Annotated in this window: 16 protein-coding genes and 1 pseudogene; 5 read left to right on the top strand and 12 right to left on the bottom strand. The window is 59.0% G+C overall.

The genetic code is table 11. The annotated features are described in order from the left end of the window. Positions 1-77 precede the first annotated feature (77 nt). The 4 genes from lldD to ACYZT1_RS14550 all read right to left on the bottom strand — a co-directional run bounded on the left by lldD (position 78) and on the right by ACYZT1_RS14550 (position 6,924). Positions 78-1,220 carry an FMN-dependent L-lactate dehydrogenase LldD gene (gene lldD / locus ACYZT1_RS14565; protein ID WP_462015415.1) on the bottom strand — a complete coding sequence of 381 codons (1,143 nt, stop codon included), beginning with the start codon at positions 1,218-1,220 and terminating at the stop codon, positions 78-80. Between the two features lie 744 nt (positions 1,221-1,964). Further along, positions 1,965-3,215, bottom strand: coding sequence for an IS256 family transposase (locus ACYZT1_RS14560; protein ID WP_462015414.1), 1,251 nt, complete (start codon positions 3,213-3,215; stop codon positions 1,965-1,967). 267 nt (positions 3,216-3,482) lie between these two features. Then, positions 3,483-5,105, bottom strand: coding sequence for an MFS transporter (locus ACYZT1_RS14555; protein ID WP_462015413.1), 1,623 nt, complete (start codon positions 5,103-5,105; stop codon positions 3,483-3,485). Between the two features lie 154 nt (positions 5,106-5,259). Next, complete coding sequence (locus ACYZT1_RS14550; protein ID WP_462015412.1) at positions 5,260-6,924, bottom strand: GMC family oxidoreductase; 1,665 nt, start codon at positions 6,922-6,924, stop codon at positions 5,260-5,262. Between the two features lie 121 nt (positions 6,925-7,045). On the opposite strand from ACYZT1_RS14550, the gene ACYZT1_RS14545 reads away from it, so the two are divergent. Then, positions 7,046-7,942 carry a LysR family transcriptional regulator gene (locus ACYZT1_RS14545; protein ID WP_462015411.1) on the top strand — a complete coding sequence of 299 codons (897 nt, stop codon included), beginning with the start codon at positions 7,046-7,048 and terminating at the stop codon, positions 7,940-7,942. An 82-nt stretch (positions 7,943-8,024) separates the two neighbouring features. On the opposite strand, the gene ACYZT1_RS14540 is transcribed toward ACYZT1_RS14545, so the two are convergent. Together ACYZT1_RS14540 and ACYZT1_RS14535 are read right to left on the bottom strand one after the other, a co-directional pair. Continuing rightward, positions 8,025-9,125, bottom strand: coding sequence for a DNA alkylation repair protein (locus ACYZT1_RS14540; RefSeq protein ID WP_462015410.1), 1,101 nt, complete (start codon positions 9,123-9,125; stop codon positions 8,025-8,027). Continuing rightward, positions 9,125-10,936, bottom strand: coding sequence for a monovalent cation:proton antiporter-2 (CPA2) family protein (locus tag ACYZT1_RS14535; protein ID WP_462015409.1), 1,812 nt, complete (start codon positions 10,934-10,936; stop codon positions 9,125-9,127). The genes ACYZT1_RS14540 and ACYZT1_RS14535 overlap by 1 nt, the downstream gene beginning before the upstream one ends. Before the next feature lie 186 nt (positions 10,937-11,122). Here ACYZT1_RS14535 and ACYZT1_RS14530 point away from each other — a divergent pair, with 186 nt between their 5' ends. After that, positions 11,123-11,425: an RcnB family protein gene (locus tag ACYZT1_RS14530; protein WP_462015408.1), complete on the top strand. Its 303-nt coding sequence runs from the start codon at positions 11,123-11,125 to the stop codon at positions 11,423-11,425. 44 nt (positions 11,426-11,469) lie between these two features. Here ACYZT1_RS14530 and ACYZT1_RS14525 read toward each other — a convergent pair whose 3' ends face one another. Further along, positions 11,470-11,793, bottom strand: coding sequence for a protealysin inhibitor emfourin (locus ACYZT1_RS14525; RefSeq protein ID WP_462015407.1), 324 nt, complete (start codon positions 11,791-11,793; stop codon positions 11,470-11,472). Further along, the gene (locus ACYZT1_RS14520) at positions 11,790-12,854 is read right to left on the bottom strand and encodes a M4 family metallopeptidase (protein WP_462015406.1); all 1,065 of its coding nucleotides are present in this window, start codon (positions 12,852-12,854) and stop codon (positions 11,790-11,792) included. The genes ACYZT1_RS14525 and ACYZT1_RS14520 overlap by 4 nt, the downstream gene beginning before the upstream one ends. Positions 12,855-13,000: 146 nt before the next feature. Here ACYZT1_RS14520 and ACYZT1_RS14515 point away from each other — a divergent pair, with 146 nt between their 5' ends. After that, complete coding sequence (locus ACYZT1_RS14515) at positions 13,001-13,339, top strand: FKBP-type peptidyl-prolyl cis-trans isomerase (RefSeq protein WP_462015405.1); 339 nt, start codon at positions 13,001-13,003, stop codon at positions 13,337-13,339. A 312-nt stretch (positions 13,340-13,651) separates the two neighbouring features. Here the strand turns inward: ACYZT1_RS14515 and ACYZT1_RS14510 are convergent, their stop codons facing one another. Both ACYZT1_RS14510 and ACYZT1_RS14505 read right to left on the bottom strand, forming a co-directional pair. Then, positions 13,652-13,987, bottom strand: coding sequence for a hypothetical protein (locus tag ACYZT1_RS14510; RefSeq protein WP_462015404.1), 336 nt, complete (start codon positions 13,985-13,987; stop codon positions 13,652-13,654). Between the two features lie 9 nt (positions 13,988-13,996). Beyond that, a pseudogene (locus tag ACYZT1_RS14505) lies at positions 13,997-14,122 on the bottom strand (SDR family NAD(P)-dependent oxidoreductase); the annotation flags it as partial. A 309-nt stretch (positions 14,123-14,431) separates the two neighbouring features. Here ACYZT1_RS14505 and ACYZT1_RS14500 point away from each other — a divergent pair. Continuing rightward, positions 14,432-15,652 (top strand): putative DNA modification/repair radical SAM protein, encoded by a 1,221-nt coding sequence (locus ACYZT1_RS14500; protein WP_462015403.1) that lies wholly within the window; start codon positions 14,432-14,434, stop codon positions 15,650-15,652. After that, positions 15,649-16,491 carry a TIGR03915 family putative DNA repair protein gene (locus tag ACYZT1_RS14495; protein ID WP_462015402.1) on the top strand — a complete coding sequence of 281 codons (843 nt, stop codon included), beginning with the start codon at positions 15,649-15,651 and terminating at the stop codon, positions 16,489-16,491. Before ACYZT1_RS14500 ends, ACYZT1_RS14495 begins: the two co-directional genes overlap by 4 nt. Before the next feature lie 53 nt (positions 16,492-16,544). Here ACYZT1_RS14495 and ACYZT1_RS14490 read toward each other — a convergent pair whose 3' ends face one another. Together ACYZT1_RS14490 and lpdA are read right to left on the bottom strand one after the other, a co-directional pair. Next, the gene (locus ACYZT1_RS14490) at positions 16,545-17,564 is read right to left on the bottom strand and encodes a branched-chain amino acid aminotransferase (protein ID WP_462015401.1); all 1,020 of its coding nucleotides are present in this window, start codon (positions 17,562-17,564) and stop codon (positions 16,545-16,547) included. Between the two features lie 148 nt (positions 17,565-17,712). After that, the gene (gene lpdA, locus ACYZT1_RS14485; protein WP_462015400.1) at positions 17,713-19,095 is read right to left on the bottom strand and encodes a dihydrolipoyl dehydrogenase; all 1,383 of its coding nucleotides are present in this window, start codon (positions 19,093-19,095) and stop codon (positions 17,713-17,715) included.

Here is a 19,095-nt window from a genome sequence, read left to right as displayed (position 1 = left end):
TCAAAGCGAGTTTCTAAAGTGAATGCCAGCGCCCATCGCCGTGCATGTGCGCGGCGTTTTTTGCGGGGGTGTTTCGCTCACCGGGCCGCGCTCACCAGCGTCGATTCATCAATCTGCGCAATCGACGTCACCCCGGTCAGGGTCATCGCCACGCGCATTTCCCTGGCGAAGATGTCCAGCAGGTTTTCCACACCGCGCTGGCCATCAGCTGCCAGCGCGTAAGCCATGGAGCGCCCGAGCAACACACCTTTTGCGCCTAGCGCCAGCATCCGCACGACGTCGAGCCCCGAGCGTATGCCCGAATCGACCAGTACCGTGAGATCGTCGCCGACCGCTTGCACGATCGGCGGTAACGCCTTGGTGGTGGAGAGCACGCCGTCCAGCTGCCTCCCGCCGTGGTTCGACACCACAATGCCATCCGCGCCGAAGCTGACGGCATCGCGAGCATCCTGCGGATCGAGGATGCCTTTGATGATCATCGGGCCCTGCCAGAAGTCACGAATCCACTCCAGATCGCTCCAGCTGATCGACGGGTCGAAGTTGTTGGCCAGCCAGCCCATGTAGTCTTCAAGGGTGACGGCTTTGCCGAGATATTTCGATATGTTGCCCAGGTCGTGCGGACGTCCCAGGAGACCGACGTCGAAGGCCCACTGAGGTTTGGTCATGGCCTGCAACAAGCGCCGCGACGAGGCGAAACGGCCGGACATGCCCGAGTGTGCGTCGCGATATCGAGCGCCGGGTGTAGGCATGTCGACGGTAAACACGAGGTTTTTGACGCCGGCGGCTTTTGCCCGTTCCAGCGCGTTTTTCATAAAGCCGCGGTCTTTCAGCACGTACAGCTGGAACCAGATGTTTTGCTCGGTTTGCGCCACTACTTCTTCGATCGAACACACCGACACCGTGGACAGGCACAACGGGATGCCTTTTTTCTCGGCCGCTCTGACCGCCTGCACTTCGCCACGGCGGGCAAACATGCCCGTCAGGCCGACCGGCGCGAGGATCACAGGCATTGACTGCGTCTGGCCGAAGAGGGTGGTTGCAAGACTGAGGGTTTCGACGTTTTTGAGGATCCGCTGGCGTAGGCTGATACCGGAGAGGTCGGCGCTGTTGGCCCTGAGGGTGTGTTCGGCGTAAGCGCCTCCGTCGATGTAGTCGAAGAGGAATCGCGGGAGTTTGCGGCGTGCTGCCTCGCGGTAGTCGGATGCGGATGAGATGATCATGGTGCCTCGGTCGGGTAAGTGGCGGGGCGGTTGCGTTGGGTCAGAGTAGCGAAAATGGCTTGGGTTTGCGGTAATTCTGTTGGCCTTGAATTGTGTGAGAGTGTGGATGCTTGCCAGGCCTGTGTGAGCAAAGCTTGTCTGGATTCGGCCGGATTTCTAAGGATGTATGCGGTTCATTGTGGGAGCTGGCCTGCCGGCGATGGCTCTGTCTGGGGCTGTCAGGTTTTGTTGGTGTACATATTCGTTGCTGTGGTTGAAGAACCTGCGCTCAGCCTCCCGAGGTGGCGCTAACAACCACAGCCGCCGAGACGGCCTGATAGCCGACTTGACTCGGGCGGGTATGCGTGTTCATGACTTCCAGGGAGCGCTGCGAACGTTGTAGCAGGCTGCTACAGGTGATGTGTCGAGTTGGAATCCTGCGCGGCAGGCGAAGCGCTTTGCTTTGCTTCAGATCTTGATCTTGATCCACCGGCCCCTTTCCCAGAGGCCGAACGCAGGCGTTGCGCAGGGGGCACCGCGGCAAGGATGCCGCGGTAGTCGCCCCCGGCCATGGATGGCCGATGGCGACGGGCCCCCGGAGCAATGCCGGAGCGAGGGCATGCCGAGCCACAGCGAGGCACCGAATGGAGGGGCAAGAGCCTTTTGGTTACTTTGGGGCTCTTTTCCAAAGTGACTCGCCGTCAGGGAGTATCAGATTTTTTGTGTGCGGGCCGGTAATGGCCTGCCGTCAGGCAGGCCGTATTTTTACCAGGTCGGCCTGATAAATCTGTCTCCGTACAGAATTGCAAATTGATTCATTGCACTCTTCCAGTCGTGCGCCGCGCTGCCCCAATTGGCGGTGATGTTTTGTAGTGCCAGCCAGATCAGCTTGGTTGCCGCATCGTCGGTTGGGAAGTGCCCGCGGGTCTTGATGATCTTGCGTAGCTGAGCGTTGATGCTCTCGATTGCGTTGGTTGTGTAGATCACTTTTCGAATGGCGGGCGGGAAGACGAAGAATGGAATTACTCGATCCCAAGCGCGCCGCCAGGCTGCCACTACCGTCGGATACTGCTTGCCCCATGGACCGTTTTCAAAAGCATCCAGCGCCTGTTCGGCCGCTTCGGCGGTGACTGCCTGATAGACCGGCTTGAGCGCTTTGGCCAGTTCCCGGCGCTTATCCCACGCCGCGTAATCAAGGCTATTGCGGATCAGATGAACGATGCAGGTTTGCAACGTCGTCGCCGGAAACACCGCGCTCAAGGCTTCTGGCATGCCTTTTAGGCCGTCTGTTACAGCGATCAGCACATCACCGACGCCGCGTGTCTTGAGGTCGTTGAAAACCTTCATCCAGAACTTTGCACCCTCAGTGTTCTCGATCCAGATCCCCAGAATATCGCGCGTTCCATCGGGCAAAACCCCTAATGCCAAATAGATTGCCTTGTTGCGCACCAAGCCCTCTTCACGGATTTTGACGCGCAGGGCATCAAAGAAAATGACCGGGTACATCGGTTCTAAAGGCCGCTGTTGCCACGAAGTGATTTCGTCCATGACTTCGCTGGTGACAGAGCTGATGAAGTCAGGCGAGACATCCGTCCCATATTGCTCGGAGAGAAATGCACGGATTTCCCGGACAGTCATTCCACGGGCATACATGGCGATGATCTTGTCGTCGAAGCCGGTGTACCGCCGCTCGTGTTTCGGAATCAGAATGGGTGAAAAACTACCGTCTCGGTCGCGGGGAATATCCAGCCGCAGCGGGCCGTCACCGGTCAGAACCGTCTTAGCGCTTTTACCATTGCGCTGGTTGGTTTCATCCTCGGGGCGCTGCGCGCCCGGCGGATAGCCCAGATGATGGCCGAGTTCGGCGTTCAAGGCGCGCTCGATCAGAGCCTTCTTGAACGCCGCAGACGCATCCTCGATGGCTTCAGCGGTCATCGGCCCGTCAGCAAACTGCTCGAGCAGCTCTTTCGGTATTTTTGGTAATTCTCGCAACGCGGGTTTCTTTTTGGTTGGCATACATGCACCTCTTGCTCATGTTATGCCCGAACACAAAATTTCTGACAGTCCCCGCCGTCAGGGCGAAACCAATAGCAGCCCCAACCGCAGCAACGGATATGTACACCCTAAAAACAGAAGTCGCCCAAGACAAAGCCATCGCGAGCAAGCTCGGCTCCAGGTTACGCGTACGACGGGCGAAACCTGTAGCAGCCCTAACCGCAGCAACGGATATGTAAGCCCCACCAAATCAAAGCCCGCCACTGCAATCCGACCCATCCAGACCGGTCAGTTGGTATCCAGGTCCACGTTCCTGGTCTCTCGCAAGCAAACCATCCCCACCACCAGGCTCACGCCGGTAATCACCACCGGATACCAAAGCCCATAGAAAATATCCCCGGTGTACACCACCAAAGCGAACGACACCGTCGGCAAAAAACCGCCAAACCAGCCATTGCCGATGTGATACGGCAGCGACATCGAGGTGTACCGGATTCGCGTCGGGAACAGCTCGACCATCAGTGCTGCCAGCGGCCCGTAGCACATCGCGGAGATGATGATCAGCGCGACAATCAGCGCCACGATCATCGGCTTGTTGATCGACTGCGCATCAGCCTGCGATGGATAGCCCGCCAGGGTCACCGCGCCGCGCAGGGCCGATTCGTCGTAGCCGTCGATTTTCACATCGCCGATGCTGACCTGCACGCCACTGCCCGCCGGGGCGACAGCGCTGGAGTAGGGCAGGCCCTGTTTGACCAGGAAGGTCTTGACTTTGTCGCACGGGCTGTCGAATTTCGCCTTGCCCACCGGATCGAACTGAAAGGTGCAGGTTGCCGGATCGGCCAGAACAGTAATCGGTGCCTGACGGCTGGCCTGATCGATGGCGGGGTTGGCGTAATGAGCCAGCGTCTTGAAGATCGGGAAGTACAGCGCGGTCGCCAGCAACAGGCCGATCATCAGGATCGGCTTGCGTCCGACCTTGTCCGACAGCCAGCCGAAGAAGATGAAGAACGGCGCGCCAATCATCACGCTGACGATCAGCAAACTGTTGGCCAGCGCCGGGTCCATCCGCAGGAACTGCGTGAGGAAGAACAGCACATAAAACTGCGCGGCATAAAACGTCACCGCTTGCCCGGCGTTGATGCTGAACAGGGCGATCAGCACCACCTTGAGGTTGTCCCATTTTCCGAAGGAATCACGCAGCGGCGATTTCGAGACTTTGCCTTCTTCTTTCATTTTTACGAAGGCGGGCGATTCGTGCAGGCTCAGGCGGATCCAGGTCGAGATGCCCAGCAAAACGATGGAAAACAGGAACGGCAGGCGCCAGCCCCAGACTTCAAACTGATCGCCGGTGAAGTAGCGGCAACCCAGCACCACCAGCAGCGAGAGCAACAGACCGAGGGTCGCCGTCGATTGAATCCAGCTGGTATGAAAGCCCCGTTTACCCATCGGCGCGTGCTCCGCCACATAGGTCGCGGCACCACCGTATTCGCCGCCCAGCGCCAGCCCCTGGAGCATGCGCAGCACCACGAGGATGATCGGCGCAGCGATGCCGATGCTTGCGTAGGTCGGTAGCAAGCCGACACAGAATGTCGCCACACCCATGAGGATGATCGTGGCGAGGAACGTGTATTTGCGCCCGATCATGTCCCCCAGGCGGCCGAACACCAGCGCGCCGAATGGGCGCACGATGAAGCCGGCGGCGAATGCCATCAAGGCGAATATGAACGCCGTGGTGTCATTGACCCCGGCAAAAAACTGTTTGCTGATGACCGCCGCGAGGGCGCCATACAGGAAAAAGTCGTACCACTCGAAGACCGTTCCGAGCGATGAGGCAAAGATGACTTTTCGCGTATCCGGGCTGGTCATCGCACCGGGCACGGCATCCAGAGATTGAACATGTTCTGACATAACGGTATCCCTCACAGTGATTGTTTTTGTTGTTCCACTGGTGTTGCGTAGTCCTTGTAGCGGTGTTTCAACGTCCGTGAGCCTGGCCCGATCCTTGGTGGGAACGAGTCTGCTCTGGGCGGCACTCCGACAAAAGCGGTGAGCCAGTCGACCTCTATGTGGCGGGTAGTACCGCCTTCGCGAGCAAGCTCGCTCCCACCGGGGAGAGGCCCAGAGTCGAAGGCTCCAGAATCAGTTGCGCTGCTTTTTCGGCAATCATCAGCGTAGGCGAACAGGTGTTGCCCGAGATAATGCGCGGCATGATCGAGGCGTCGGCGACGCGCAAGCCGGGGATGCCGTGAACCCTGAGTTGCGCGTCGACCACCGATTGCCCGTCGTTGCCCATGCGGCACGTGCCCACCGGATGAAAAATCGTCGTACCGATGCGCGCGGCGGCTTCGTGCAACTCTTGCTCGGTCTGCAAACTGTCGCCGGGCAAATACTCGACCGGTTTGAATGCGCGCAGGGCCGGCGCAGCAACAATGCGCCGGGTCAGGCGAATGGCGTCGGCAGCAACGCGCAGATCTTCCGGATGGCTCAAATAATCGGGTTGAATCGAGGGTGCCTCTTGCGGGTCGGCCGAACGGATATCGATGCGTCCACGGCTTTGCGGGCGCAGATCACACACCGACGCTGTGAAGGCTGGGAAGGTGTGCAACGGCTCGCCGAAGCGTTCCAGCGACAAGGGCTGCACGTGGAATTCGAGATTGGCCGTGGCCTGTTCCGGTCCCGACCGGGCGAACGCCCCGAGTTGACTCGGCGCCATCGACAGCGGGCCGCTGCGATCGTAAAGATAACGCAGACCCATGCCCATCTTGCCCCACAGGCTGCCGGCGATCTGATTCAGGGTGCGTGCGTTTTCCAGTTTGTAGATCAGGCGCAATTGCAGGTGGTCCTGCAGATTTCCACCGACTCCCGGCAAGTCCCGTGCGATACCGATACCGAGTTTTTCCAGCAGCGGGCGCGGGCCAATCCCGGAGCGTTGCAGGATGCCCGGCGAACCGACGGAGCCGGCGCACAGGATGATTTCCTTGCGCGCCTTGAAGGTTTTCGCCTGGCCTTGCCACTGTGCCTTGACGGCTGATGCACGGCCGTTGTCCAGTAACACGCGATCGACTTCGACACCGGTCAACACGGTCAGGTTAGGCCGCTGGCGGACCGGTTTGAGAAAGGCCTTCGCAGCGTTCCAGCGAATCCCGGTTTTTTGATTGACCTGAAAATACCCGCAGCCTTCGTTGTCGCCCAGATTGAAATCATCGACGCTGGCGATGCCGGTTTGCTCGGCCGCGCTGCGAAAGGCATCGAGGATCGGCCATGACAGACGTTGGCGTTCCACGCGCCATTCCCCGGCAGCACTGTGGAATGGCGAGTCGCCGGCAAAGTGATTTTCGCTTTTCATGAACAGCGGCAGTACGTCGTTCCAGGCCCAGCCCGGATTGCCATCGGCGGCCCAGTTGTCGTAATCGGCGGCCTGGCCGCGCATGTAGATCATGCCGTTGATCGATGAGCAACCGCCCAGCACTTTGCCCCGCGGATAACTCAGGGCACGACCCTGCAGGCCCGGTTGTGCGTCGGTTTTGAAGCACCAGTCGGTGCGCGGGTTGCCGATGCAGTACAGGTACCCCACCGGAATATGAACCCACGCATAATTGTCGCGGCCGCCTGCTTCGAGCAGCAAGACACGGTTTTGAGGCGCGGCCGACAGTCGATTGGCCAGCAGACACCCGGCCGGCCCGGCGCCGACCACGATGTAGTCGAAGTCCTCGAGGGAAGTCTGCATTCTGACCTCATGTTGTTGTTCTTGTTGTCAGTCATCCTAGTTGTTAGCTTTCGTTTAAAGAATGTTAGTTTTTGCGCAGCCGCTGTGCGTTTCTGAACAGCTCCCATGTCAAGGAAGGTCCATGTTCGACTGGAATGATCTGAGGTTCTTTCTGGAGTTGCAGCGCAGCGGCCGCTTGCTCACCGCTGCGCGACGTCTGAACACCACGCATGCCACCGTGGCCCGGCATATCGAAGCCATCGAAAAGAGTCTCGGCACCGCGTTGTTTGTTCAGCACGCGCAAGGCTATGAGCTGACTCCGGCCGGGGAGGCACTGCTCAAGCACGCGCAGGCGATGGAGAATGTGGCGCTGCTGGCTGAAGAAGAAATCACTCAGTCGACGGCGCCGCTGGGCAAGATTCGCGTCGGCGTGACGGAGGGGCTGGGCATCATGTTCCTCGCCAGTCGCATGAATGCCTTGTTCGAGCGTTACCCGGGGCTGGAAGTGGAATTGGTGGCGGTGCCGCGTTTTGTCAGCATTCTCAACCGCGAGGCCGAGATCAGCATCCATCTGGAGCGCCCGGCTGCCGACATGCTGGTCACGCGCAAACTCACGGATTATCGTCTGGCGTTGTATGCGAGCAAGGCGTATCTGGACCGCTCGCCGCCTTTGCGCAGCCGCGAAGACCTTGCAAGGCACGCGTGGATTGGCTACGTCGACGACTTGTTATTCAGTCAGGAGCTGATGTTCCTCAATGGCTTCTGCCGCAATCCTCAGGTGGTATTCCACAGCACCAGCGTCATCGCCCAGCAACAGGCCGCGCGCTCCGGGCTGGGGATTGCGGTGCTGCCGTGCTACATGGCCAGCGCCGATCCGGACCTGGTGCCTTTATTGCCCGAGGACAGCATCGAGCGCAGTTATTGGATCAGCACCCGACGCGAACTGCACAAATCCGTGCGGTTGCGCGTGGTGTGGGATCACGTGTTGCAATTGTGCGAACGTGAGCAAAGCCTGCTATTGGGAATGCCAGCGCCGTAGGAGCAAAGCTTGCCCGCGAGGGCGGTGGCTCAGGCGATGACAAAAGTGACTGACACCGCGGGCGAGTCTGATCGCCTCTGCATCAAGGCAATATTTCAAATTCACTGCTGGCCACCCGTTCCCCGTTGGCCAGGATGTGCACGGCGTGGCGTCCGGCGTAATGCTTGCGGGTGGTGAGTTCTTTGATCTGCTGGCTGCGAGCCACGAATTCGCGGGCCATGCCGGGCAGTGTCAGGGCTTTGAGCTTGAACACCTTCGCCGAAGTACCGCCGTTGGCTTTGACGTAATCGATCGCGTAGTCAATCACCAGCCGCTGACTGTCTTCGATGGTCGATTTCACGGTAAAGGACAGGGTGATTTTCTCCCCGAGCCTGACAACGGCGGGTGCAACTTTCGCGTCAATGATCTCGACCTCAGGCTTGCCACCCGCGCCGATGATAGCCAGCGCGCGGTTATTGCCCTGCTTGATCAGGCTGCGCAGCGCATGTTTGGCGATCCACGCGGTGTGCCGATTCTCCAGTGACCAGCCTTCGATAAGGTCGAGTACCCACTCGGGATGGTCCTTGGTGATGTCATTCAGATGATTGGCCACAGACTTGCGCACGTACAGGCTTTCGTCGGTTTTGAGGTAGTCGAGGATCGCAGCAGCCAGCGTCGGGTCCGCCTGAATGCGCTCAAGACGAAACGACCACGGCAGACGCGGTCGGCAACCTTCACTGGCCAGCCGTCGCACATGCTCGTTTTTGTCCAGCGACCATTCGTGCATCACCGCCAGGGTGCGTTCGAAATCGCTGCGCAAAAAATACCGAATCGCAAACTCGGCAGAGCCGAACGTGGTGAAGTATTCAAGCGCCTGCATTGAACGCTCGAAGTCACGGCCGCCGTACAGTGCGACGTAATGCGGCAAGGCAATGCTGACAAAACCGCTGTTCAGGCGCGGAGCGAGAGCGTAGAGCACATCGAGTGACTCTTCGTAATTCAGCGGCAATACCGCATGCAAGGACTCGCTGACACGGGCCATGCGCTGCATGATCGACAGGTCGGCGAGCCCTTCATTGGCCATTTCCAGGAATGCTTTGGCGTTGAACGCCGGATAGACCGCGGTCATTTCGCGGGCGATATGCTCAAGGCGGGTGGCGTTGAAGATTTCCTTGAGGGCAGGGGCGGGTTGATCTGCAGCCATTATGGATTCCTCGCCGATTGCTCTTCCAGCTGATCCGACTCAAACAGCTTCGCCAGTTCCGCCCGCGCTTCCTGGGCGGTTTGCAGCAGCTTCGCCGCATCGTCGTAAACCGCGTGTTGCGCTTCCAGCACCTGTTCATCGTGGTGTTTGAAACGCTTGATTCGTGCGTCGGCCTGCGCTTGGGTCAGGCCCAGTCCGACCAGCGTGCGCCGGCTCATTTCCAGGCTCGAATAATACGTCTCACGAATTGCCTCGGCGCCCAGGTCGACCAGCCGATGCACGTGCTGACGGTTACGGGCGCGGGCGATGATTTTGATGTGCGGGTACAAACGGTGCACCACTTCGGCGGTCTTGATATTGGTTTGCGGGTCGTCCGTGGCGATCACGAAATATTCCGCCTGCTCGACCTTGGCCGCGCTGAGAATCTCCGGGCGCATCGGGTCGCCGTAGAACACCGGCACGCCGCCGAAACTGCGCGACAGCTCGATGGTTTCCACCGACGTATCAAGGGCGACAAACTTGATGTTCTGCGCTCGCAGGATCCGCGCCACGATCTGCCCCATCCGGCCCATCCCGGCAATCACTACCCGCGGCTCATCGGTATCGATTTCGCGAAATTGCTCCGGAACCACTACCGGTTGCACTTTCGGGCTGACCAGTCGCGCGCACACCAACAGCAGCAACGGCGTAACGGCCATGGACAGGGTAATCGTCAGCACCAGCAAATCGTAAAGACGCGGTTCGAACAAGCCCTGATCGCGGCCGATCTTGAACACGACGAAGGCGAATTCGCCGCCCGCCGCGAGCACGATGCCGAGGCGAATCGCGCTGACCTTGCCCAGACCACCGGCCAGTCGTCCGACCACAAACAACAGCGGCAACTTGATGGCGATCAGCAACAGCGTCAGCCCCAACACGACAAACGGCGCGCTGAGCAGCAAGCTCAAGTTCGCGCTCATACCGACGCTGATGAAAAAAAGCCCCAGCAGCAGGCCCTTGAACGGCTCGATTTGCGCTTCCAGTTCGTGACGGTACTCGGAATCCGCCAGCAGCAACCCGGCGAGGAACGCCCCGAGTGCCATGGACACGCCGACCTGATCCATCAACCACGCCGTGCCGATAACCACCAGCAATGCTGTTGCCGTGGAGACTTCGGGCAAGCCGGTTTTAGCCACCACACGAAACACCGGGCGCAACAGATAACGGCCGCCAATCACCACTACGGCGATGCTGCCCAGCACTTGCAGCCCGTGATTCAAGTCTTGGGCAGTGCTGGTGGTGTGATCGCTGCCCGCCAGCAGTGGCACCATGGCGATCAACGGGATCGCGGCGATGTCCTGGAACAACAGAATCGCGAAGGCCAGCCGCCCGTGAGGGCTGGTCAGTTCCTTGCGCTCAGCCAGGCTTTGCAGGCCAAAAGCGGTAGAAGAGAGCGCCAGACCCAAGCCCAACACGATGGCACTGTTCAGTGCCTGCCCGAACACATAAAGCGCCACAACGCCGATCACCGAGGCGGTCAGCAGCACCTGCGCCAGGCCAACGCCGAACACTGCTCTGCGCATCACCCACAATCGTCGCGGCGACAGCTCAAGGCCGATAATGAACAACAGCAAAACTACCCCCAGTTCCGAGAAGTGGCTAACGCTTTGCGGATTGCCGATCAGACCCAGCACTGACGGGCCGATCATCACGCCGGCAAACAAATACCCGAGCACCGCCCCCAGTTGCAGGCGTTTGGCCAAAGGAACGGTGAGCACTGCCGCCAACAGGAACACGACGGCGGCTTGCAACAGGTTGCCTTCATGGGGCATGGGGAAACTCCAGAACTCGATACGGCGGGGGCGACAAGGATAAAGCGTGGGACGGCGAACGTCAGCCTGAGACAGGGAAGATTGTATGAATGAGCGCTTGTTGCGGATTTACGCGCAACAATACGGAATGTTTTGTGAGCGCCGCAGTCGGAGTGCTGTCATGAAATCATTACCGGAGGTTCACCTATGAACAACAAGACCCTTATTGCCAGCCTTGCCCTTGTTGCGGGCATGGCCAGTGTCAGCTCGATCGTTCAGGCAGATGAGCCACACAAAACCGTTCAGCCTAGCTCCACCAACACCCGCGAGCTGGTGGAAAACGATCGTGCCCCGGATATTTACATGCGCGCCGACAAGGCCATCAACTGGAAGGCCAAAGGCCTGAAAGCCCCTGGTAAAGAAGAGCAGTGGGTTGAGAACAACGGCAAGTACATGCGAGTGAAGACCACCAACGGTACGATCGTGGAAATCACCCCGGTTAAAAAATGACCGACTATCGGTGATGCGCTGGCCATGGAGGGCCAGCACGGGTTTCAGATCATTTCCCCCTTGTCCCACAGATGCACCAACTCTCCAGGCGCCTGGTTCTCGGGCACTTTCAGCACCATCTGGTCATCCTGCTCATTGAGGCGATAGCGCACTTCGATTTGATAGAAGCGTTGGTCACCCTGGCCGGAGGACTCCTCCGTCAGCGGCAGACAACCTTCCAGCAACGTGCAAATTCGCGTGCGCTGATCGGTGTCGCATTGCGCGAATTCGATTTCGCGAGGGCGCGACAGCGCATGGATCGGCGCAAAGCCGCCTTGGCGCGAAAGACGCACCACGGCTTCATCGCCCAGCGTCGGCAAGGTTTTCATACACCCTCCTCAGTCAGTTTGACGCCCACTTCAGTCCAGGCTTGAGCGACGGCTTGAACCCCGTCAGCGCCAAAATTGCTGCGTGCATGGGCCACGGTCAACAAGGCGAATTGTTCGAATGTCGCCTCGCTGGACAGCTGTCTGTCGCACAACGTGTCATACCAGATGCGTCCGGCTTTCTCCCAGGCAAATCCGCCCAGCGCCACGGCCGCCAGATAAAAGGCGCGGTTGGGAATGCCCGAATTGATGTGCACGCCGCCATTGTCCTCTTGAGTGATGACGAATTCGCGCATGTGGTCCGGCTGTGGATCCTTGCCCAGCAGCGGATCGTCATAGGCGGTGCCGGGATGCGACATCGAGCGCAAACCGGTGCCTTTGATTCGCGGCGTAAGCAGGTCGGCGCCGATCAGCCAGTCGGCCTGTGCCGCGGTCTGGCCCAGCACGTGTTGCTTGATCAACACGCCGAACACGTCTGAAATCGACTCGTTCAAGGCGCCGGATTGATTGGCGTAAACCAAACCCGCTTCACTTTCGATGACGCCGTGAGTCAATTCGTGGCCGATGACATCCAGTGAGCGAGTGAAGCGCTCGAAAATCTCGCCATCGCCGTCACCAAAGACCATCTGCGCGCCGTTCCAGAAAGCGTTTTCGTAGTCCTGGCCATAATGCACGCTGCCGATCAGCGCAAAACCCTGGTTGTCGATAGAGTCGCGAGCGAATACTTTCCAGAAAAAATCATAGCTGGCGCCCAAGGCGTCGTAGGCCTCGTCAACCGCCGGATCGCCTATGGCGGGTTGGCCCTCGAATCGGGCCGGCATGCCGGGCAAAAGCATTTTGCCTTGCGCGTCATGGATGCTGCGTTGCGCCAGGCCGGGTCGTCCACGTGGTGGCAGAAAGGTGGGCGCCGGCGGGCGTTGCGGCGGGGCGGGAATGTGTCGAAGCGTACGGACGTGGGTGAGCGTGCTGATTGCGCTGGAGCGCTGGCGCTCGGAACCATGGGCGATGATTCGGTTGAGAATGTAGGGTGGAATGAAACTGTGCAGCGGTCGTGAGTCGGTCATCAGAGCGTCCTTACCCGAGTACGGAGTCGTTATTCATGTGAGCCGGCGGAAGGCTTTCGGTTCCATGGATTGCCATTGGCGGCCAATTCTGCGAAAACCCCCGTCCGCGCCCTTTGCATCCGGGCGACCGTTGACGAGTGAGGCGCATGAACGACGAACTGCAAATAATTGATCTGGAGTGGGGTGAGGGGAAAGCGGCCGTCAAAGGCGCGCTGATCACCACCGAATATCGCGGATGGCTGGAAGACGGTACCGAGTTTGATTCTTCCTACAGCCGGGGAAAACCGTTCCAGTGCGTGATCGGCACGGGTCGGGTGATCAAGGGCTGGGATTTGGGAATCATGGGGATGCGGGTTGGCGGCAAGCGCAAACTGCAGGTGCCGGCGCATCTGGGTTATGGCGAGCGAACAATGGGGTCCATTGCGCCGAATTCGAATCTAGTGTTTGAGATTGAATTGCTGGAAGTGCTGACGCGGGATGATTGAGTTGTTGGATGCTACCCAGAGACCAGGGTGGCGAGGAGACCTCATGTGGCGAAGGGGCTTGCCCGTGGCGAGGGGGCTTGCCTGTGGCGAGCGGGCTTGCCTGTGGCGAGGGGGCTTGCCCCCGCTGGGCTGCGAAGCGGCCCCTCATTCTCTCAGGCACACTCGCCAGCAAGTCTCGCGACAACTTCGCCGCCGAACGGCAGCAAACCCCCTCACCACAAAGCCTGAAGTGGTAAACCCCACCCTGGCTGTTAGGGCGAAATGATGGGGTATCTGCAATTGGAGAATGATGTCTGGTGCTGATTCAGCGAGTCAGGTGAACATTTCAATGTCGTCGAGCGTGTCGCCAACTGTGGCTTCAAGCGCAGGGTATTTTGCTTGCACTGAATCCAAGGCGGCCATCACAGCTTGCATTTCCAGCTCTCCAAATCTGCGGGCAACATGTCCGAGAGCGGTGATAGCTGCCGCAGCGACCGACTGAGTGCCGCTTTCCATATGTTTCAGGCAAACGTTCTGAGCCCAAGCATTGTCTTGCTCGTTTAATCCGATGGAAATCAGTGCGGTGACAATGTTCTGTTCCAGGCCGCTATCAAACAGCATTATTGCTTCGTCATGGCTAATCGACGGATCGTGGTACGTGAGATTCACTGTTTAGCTCCCTGCCTGACGTGACATTGCCAGCACACGCGACCCTCGTTCCAGCAACTGCCGGGTAACGGCCAAGCCGATGCCAGAGCTGGCGCCGGTCACAACGGCGAGGCAATCCAGAAATTCATTGTGCATACCGCAAGTCCTCTTTTTGATTGAACAACCCGAGTGAGTGCTGCGATCAAAACTTTTGAGCGCGCTACTGCCAGCTCAAAATTCGCGCCAGTGGAGGAGGCCCCGTAAATCAGGGGCTTGGGGAAGTGGTGTTGTTTTTCTGACTCGTTGTGAAAGAGTCAACAAAACCCGGAAGGTAGTCGTTATGACTCGGTTCTGACGTTCTTCGGATATCCGTGGAAATCGCACAACCCGACCAAGGGTAAATCGGCGACTTGTTTCCACACGCCCGACGATTTACTGTATATCCACACAGTAAAGGCGTGCCCTATGGAACTCATCGACAAGCTCAGCATTCTCGCCGACGCCGCCAAGTACGACGCGTCCTGCGCCAGCAGTGGCGCGCCCAAGCGCAGCTCCGAGAGCAAGAGCGGGTTGGGTTCGACCAATGGCATGGGCATTTGCCATAGCTATACGCCGGACGGACGATGCGTTTCGCTGCTGAAAATTTTGCTGACCAATTTCTGTTTGTACGACTGTCAGTACTGCGTCAATCGACGTTCCAGCGATGTGCCTCGCGCACGTTTTACGCCGGAAGAAGTAGTAACGCTGACCATGGATTTCTATCGACGCAATTGCGTCAGCGGGCTGTTTCTCAGCTCCGGGATCATTCGTTCGGCCGACTACACCATGGAGCAGTTGATCCGTGTGGCCAAATTGCTGCGCGAGGATCATGAATTTCGCGGCTACATCCACCTTAAGACCATTCCGGAAGCGGACCCGGCGCTGATTGCCGAAGCGGGGCGTTATGCCGACCGCCTCAGCGTCAATATCGAGTTGCCCACCGATGCCAGCCTGCAAACCCTGGCGCCGGAGAAACAGCTGGGCTCGATCAAGCAAGCGATGCAGACCATCTACACCGGTGAACAAACCGTGCTTAACGAGCCGCGCTCGCCGAAGTTCGCCCCGGCCGGGCAGAGCACGCAAATGATTGTCGGCGCCGATGACACTGACGACAGCACGATCCTGCACGGCGCGCAGGCGTTGTACGGCAATTACAAATTGCGCCGGGTGTACTACTCGGCGTTCAGCCCGATTCCCAACAGTCCGAAAAGCGTACCACTGGCTGCGCCGCCATTGATGCGCGAACACCGTTTGTATCAGGCTGATTTTCTACTGCGCAGTTACGGCTTCAAGGCGGGTGAATTGTTCAAGGGACCTGGGCATCTGGCGCTCGACATCGATCCGAAACTGGCCTGGGCGCTGGAGAATCGCGAGGTGTTTCCGCTGGATCTCAATCGTGCGGAGGCCTCCTTGATTGCGCGTATTCCCGGCATCGGCCTGCGCACGACCGAGCGTCTGCTGGAGCTGCGTCAACAGCGTCGCATCCGCTATGAGGATCTGGCGCGGATGCGCTGTGTGCTCGCCAAGGCAAAGCCGTTTTTCATCACCAGCGATTACCACCCGCAGCAGGCGGAAGTGACCAGTCACCTGCTTTATCAGCAACTGCGCGATCGGCCGCAACCGCAGCAGATGGGGTTGTGGGGATGATCAACCTTGACTGCGACGATTTGTTCGACATCTGGCGCCAGCAAGCCCGCTGGCTGCTCAGTCATGAGGTCGACCCCAGTCAGGTGAGCTGGGCCAGCGAGGGCGTGGCTGACCTGTTCGCCAGCGACGACGCCCCCCCGGACGGCAAGGGGCCATTTCAAGCGCGAATCCCTCGAACGTTGCTCGAGACCCTGGAAAGTGCCGCGCGTTATCGAGGAGATCAACGCTGGAGTCTGCTGTACGAAGTGTTGTGGCGGGTCAGTCATGGTGACCGCACGGCGATGATGGCCGGTGACAAACTGGGCAGTGAGTTGCAGCGCAGAATCAAGCAGGTACGGCGTGAAGCTCATCATCTGCACGCGTTCGTCCGTTTCGTGGCAACGCCTCTGAGCGATGGGCCGCAGTACGTCGCCTGGCAAGAGCCGGCGCACGATATCCTCCACAGCGCCAGTGAACATTTTATCGGACGCATGGGGCGCCATCGCTGGTTGATCGCGACCCCGCGGGATGGGGTGTTTTACGACGGTGAACAGTTGATCCACCAGCGACAATGCCCGCCTGAATGGCAGCAACTGGCGAAGAACGTCGATGATCCACACGGACACATGTGGCTGACGTATTACAGCCACATCTTCAATCCGGCGCGGCTGAACCCGAAAGTCATGCAAGGGCATTTGCCGACACGATTCTGGAAAAATTTGCCGGAGGGCGCACTGATTCCCGGGCTGATCACCCAGGCGCGCACCGGCAAGCAGCAGGACGGACAAGCCAGCAGCATCAAAGGCAGGGGCGGTAAGCGCATCGCTCTGGGCGAACAGGAGCGTAATCAGGGATCATGAAAAAGCCCCCCATCGCGTCAGCAATGGAGGGCCTCAATGGAGCGGATGTCAGGTCAAACCTTGACGATCCAGCCTGCTGGCGCCTCGATGTCGCCGGTTTGTACACCGGTCAGCTCTTTGTAGAGCTTCTGGGTGATCGGGCCGACTTCGGTTTCGCTGTGGAACACGTGCAGGTGATCGTTGTAGCGGATGCCGCCGATCGGGCTGATCACGGCAGCGGTACCGCAGGCACCGGCTTCCTTGAAGTCCGACAGCTTGTCGATGAACACGTCACCTTCAATCACTTCCATGCCGAGACGGGAACTGGCCAGTTCGATCAACGACAGACGGGTGATGCCTGGCAGAACCGAAGGTGACTTCGGCGTGATGAACTTGTTGTCGTGGGTGATCCCGAAGAAGTTGGCCGAGCCGACTTCTTCGATTTTCGAGTGGGTCATCGGGTCCAGGTAGATGCAGTCAGCGAAATTCTCTTTCCTGGCCTGGGAACCTGGCATCAGGCTGGCGGCATAGTTGCCACCGACCTTGGCCGCGCCGGTGCCTTGCGGGGCTGCACGGTCGAAGCTGGAGATCAGGAAGTTATGCGGGGTCAGGCCACCCTTGAAGTAGGCGCCGACTGGAATGCAGAAAATCGAGAAGATGAACTCAGGCGCAGTGCGAACGCCAATGTTGTCACCCACGCCGATCACGAATGGACGCAGGTACAGCGCACCGCCAGTGCCATAAGGTGGAATGAAACGTTCGTTGGCGCGAACCACCGCTTTGCAGGCTTTGATGAACTGTTCGGTTTCCACGAACGGCATCAACAGGCGTGCACAGCTGCGCTGCATGCGCAGGGCATTCTGGTCGGGGCGGAACAGGTTGATCGAGCCGTCCTTGCAACGATAGGCTTTCATGCCCTCGAAGCATTGCTGACCGTAGTGCAGGGCAGTGGAGCCTTCACTGATGTGCAGCACGTTGTCTTCGGTCAGGGTGCCTTCGTCCCAGGCGCCGTCACGCCAGTACGACAAGAAACGCTTGTCTGTCTTGATGTAGTCAAAACCCAGCTTGTCCCAATTGATGCTTTCGTTACCCATGACACCCTCTATCACTGAACAACCGCCGAAACGGTTCAAGGCTTCTGACATATTTTGGATGGGGACAACAATACTTCATTCCGGACCCATTTCGCAGCCTGCAATTCGATCTCTGTATCCCGGCAGCTGCTACAGGATTGCATGCGTTTTAGAGATGCAGCGCATGCCCCAATGCTCGCAAAGCGGCTTCCTGAACCGCCTCGCCCAAGGTCGGGTGAGCGTGGATGGTGCCGCCGATGTCTTCCAGCCGTGCGCCCATTTCCAGACTCTGCGCAAACGCGGTCGATAACTCCGAAACCCCGACACCCACGGCTTGCCAACCAACAATCACATGATTGTCACGCCGCGCCACGACCCGCACAAAACCGCTTTTCGATTCCAAAGTCATCGCCCGGCCGTTGGCAGCGAAGGGGAAGCTCGAAACAATGCAGTCCAGACCGGCCGTCTTGGCTTCTTCCGGCGTCTTGCCGACCACCACCAATTCAGGATCGGTAAAGCACACCGCCGCAATCGCAGTCGGGCTGAATTCACGGGATTTGCCGCTGATCAGCTCAGCAACCATTTCGCCTTGAGCCATGGCCCGATGCGCAAGCATCGGTTCGCCGCTCAGGTCGCCGATAGCATAGACGTTGCGCATGCTGGTCTGGCAACGGCTGTCGATCTTGATCGCCGAACCGTTCATGTCCAGATTCAGCGCTTCGAGGTTCCAGCCCTGAGTGTTAGGTTTGCGACCGACAGCCACCAGAATCTGATCGCTTTCCAGATTCAACGCACCCCCGTCCGGGGTCGAAACCTGAAGGATATTCCCTGCAGAATCAAAATCCTGCACGCTATGCTTCAAGTAAAGTTTCACGCCGAGTTTTTTAAGTTCGTCATGCACCGGTTGCGTCAGTTCCGCATCGTAAGCCGGCAGGATTCGATCCTGCGCCTCGACCACGCTGACATCTGCACCGAGCTTGCGAAAAGCAATCCCCAGCTCCAGCCCGATATAGCCACCGCCGACCACGATCAGACGCTTGGGCACGGATGTCGGCGCCAGCGCTTCGGTGGAAGAGATCACCGGTCCGCCGATTGGCAGCATTGGCAAGTTCACGCTTTTCGAACCCGTGGCCAGCACCAGGTGCTCGCATTCAATCCGCGTGTCGCCGACTTCGACGGTTTTCCCGTCGATGACCTTGGCCCAGCCCTGAATGACCTGCACCTTGTTCTTCTTCAGCAGTGCCCCCACGCCAGTGGTCAGGCGATCAACGATGCCGTCCTTCCACTCGACGCTCTTGCTGATGTCGAGCGTCGGCGCGGAAACGCTGATACCCAATGCCGAATGCTGGCTATGGTGCTGAGTCTGATGAAACTGCTCGGCAACATGAATCAACGCTTTCGAAGGAATGCAGCCGATGTTCAGGCACGTGCCGCCCAGCGATTGGCCTTCCACCAGAATGGTCGAAATGCCCAGCTGGCCGGCGCGAATAGCCGTCACGTAACCCCCGGGGCCGCCGCCGATGATCAGCAGTGTGGTGTGCAAAGTCTGCAT

Source organism: Pseudomonas sp. PB3P13 (genome assembly GCF_054897735.1).
Note: the sequence above shows the minus strand (reverse complement) of the source record. Positions and strands in the feature narration are given on the sequence as shown.

What these genes read in the sequence shown, in the direction of transcription:
- ACYZT1_RS14520 (WP_462015406.1), bottom strand. Translation starts at nt 12,854, where the DNA reads ATGACCGACTCACGACCGCTGCACAGTTTCATTCCACCCTACATTCTC.
- lpdA (WP_462015400.1), bottom strand. Translation starts at nt 19,095, where the DNA reads ATGCAGACTTTGCACACCACACTGCTGATCATCGGCGGCGGCCCCGGG.
- ACYZT1_RS14500 (WP_462015403.1), top strand. Translation starts at nt 14,432, where the DNA reads ATGGAACTCATCGACAAGCTCAGCATTCTCGCCGACGCCGCCAAGTAC.
- ACYZT1_RS14555 (WP_462015413.1), bottom strand. Translation starts at nt 5,105, where the DNA reads ATGTCAGAACATGTTCAATCTCTGGATGCCGTGCCCGGTGCGATGACC.
- ACYZT1_RS14545 (WP_462015411.1), top strand. Translation starts at nt 7,046, where the DNA reads ATGTTCGACTGGAATGATCTGAGGTTCTTTCTGGAGTTGCAGCGCAGC.
- ACYZT1_RS14525 (WP_462015407.1), bottom strand. Translation starts at nt 11,793, where the DNA reads ATGAAAACCTTGCCGACGCTGGGCGATGAAGCCGTGGTGCGTCTTTCG.
- ACYZT1_RS14515 (WP_462015405.1), top strand. Translation starts at nt 13,001, where the DNA reads ATGAACGACGAACTGCAAATAATTGATCTGGAGTGGGGTGAGGGGAAA.
- lldD (WP_462015415.1), bottom strand. Translation starts at nt 1,220, where the DNA reads ATGATCATCTCATCCGCATCCGACTACCGCGAGGCAGCACGCCGCAAA.
- ACYZT1_RS14550 (WP_462015412.1), bottom strand. Translation starts at nt 6,924, where the DNA reads ATGCAGACTTCCCTCGAGGACTTCGACTACATCGTGGTCGGCGCCGGG.
- ACYZT1_RS14490 (WP_462015401.1), bottom strand. Translation starts at nt 17,564, where the DNA reads ATGGGTAACGAAAGCATCAATTGGGACAAGCTGGGTTTTGACTACATC.
- ACYZT1_RS14495 (WP_462015402.1), top strand. Translation starts at nt 15,649, where the DNA reads ATGATCAACCTTGACTGCGACGATTTGTTCGACATCTGGCGCCAGCAA.
- ACYZT1_RS14530 (WP_462015408.1), top strand. Translation starts at nt 11,123, where the DNA reads ATGAACAACAAGACCCTTATTGCCAGCCTTGCCCTTGTTGCGGGCATG.
- ACYZT1_RS14560 (WP_462015414.1), bottom strand. Translation starts at nt 3,215, where the DNA reads ATGCCAACCAAAAAGAAACCCGCGTTGCGAGAATTACCAAAAATACCG.
- ACYZT1_RS14535 (WP_462015409.1), bottom strand. Translation starts at nt 10,936, where the DNA reads ATGCCCCATGAAGGCAACCTGTTGCAAGCCGCCGTCGTGTTCCTGTTG.
- ACYZT1_RS14540 (WP_462015410.1), bottom strand. Translation starts at nt 9,125, where the DNA reads ATGGCTGCAGATCAACCCGCCCCTGCCCTCAAGGAAATCTTCAACGCC.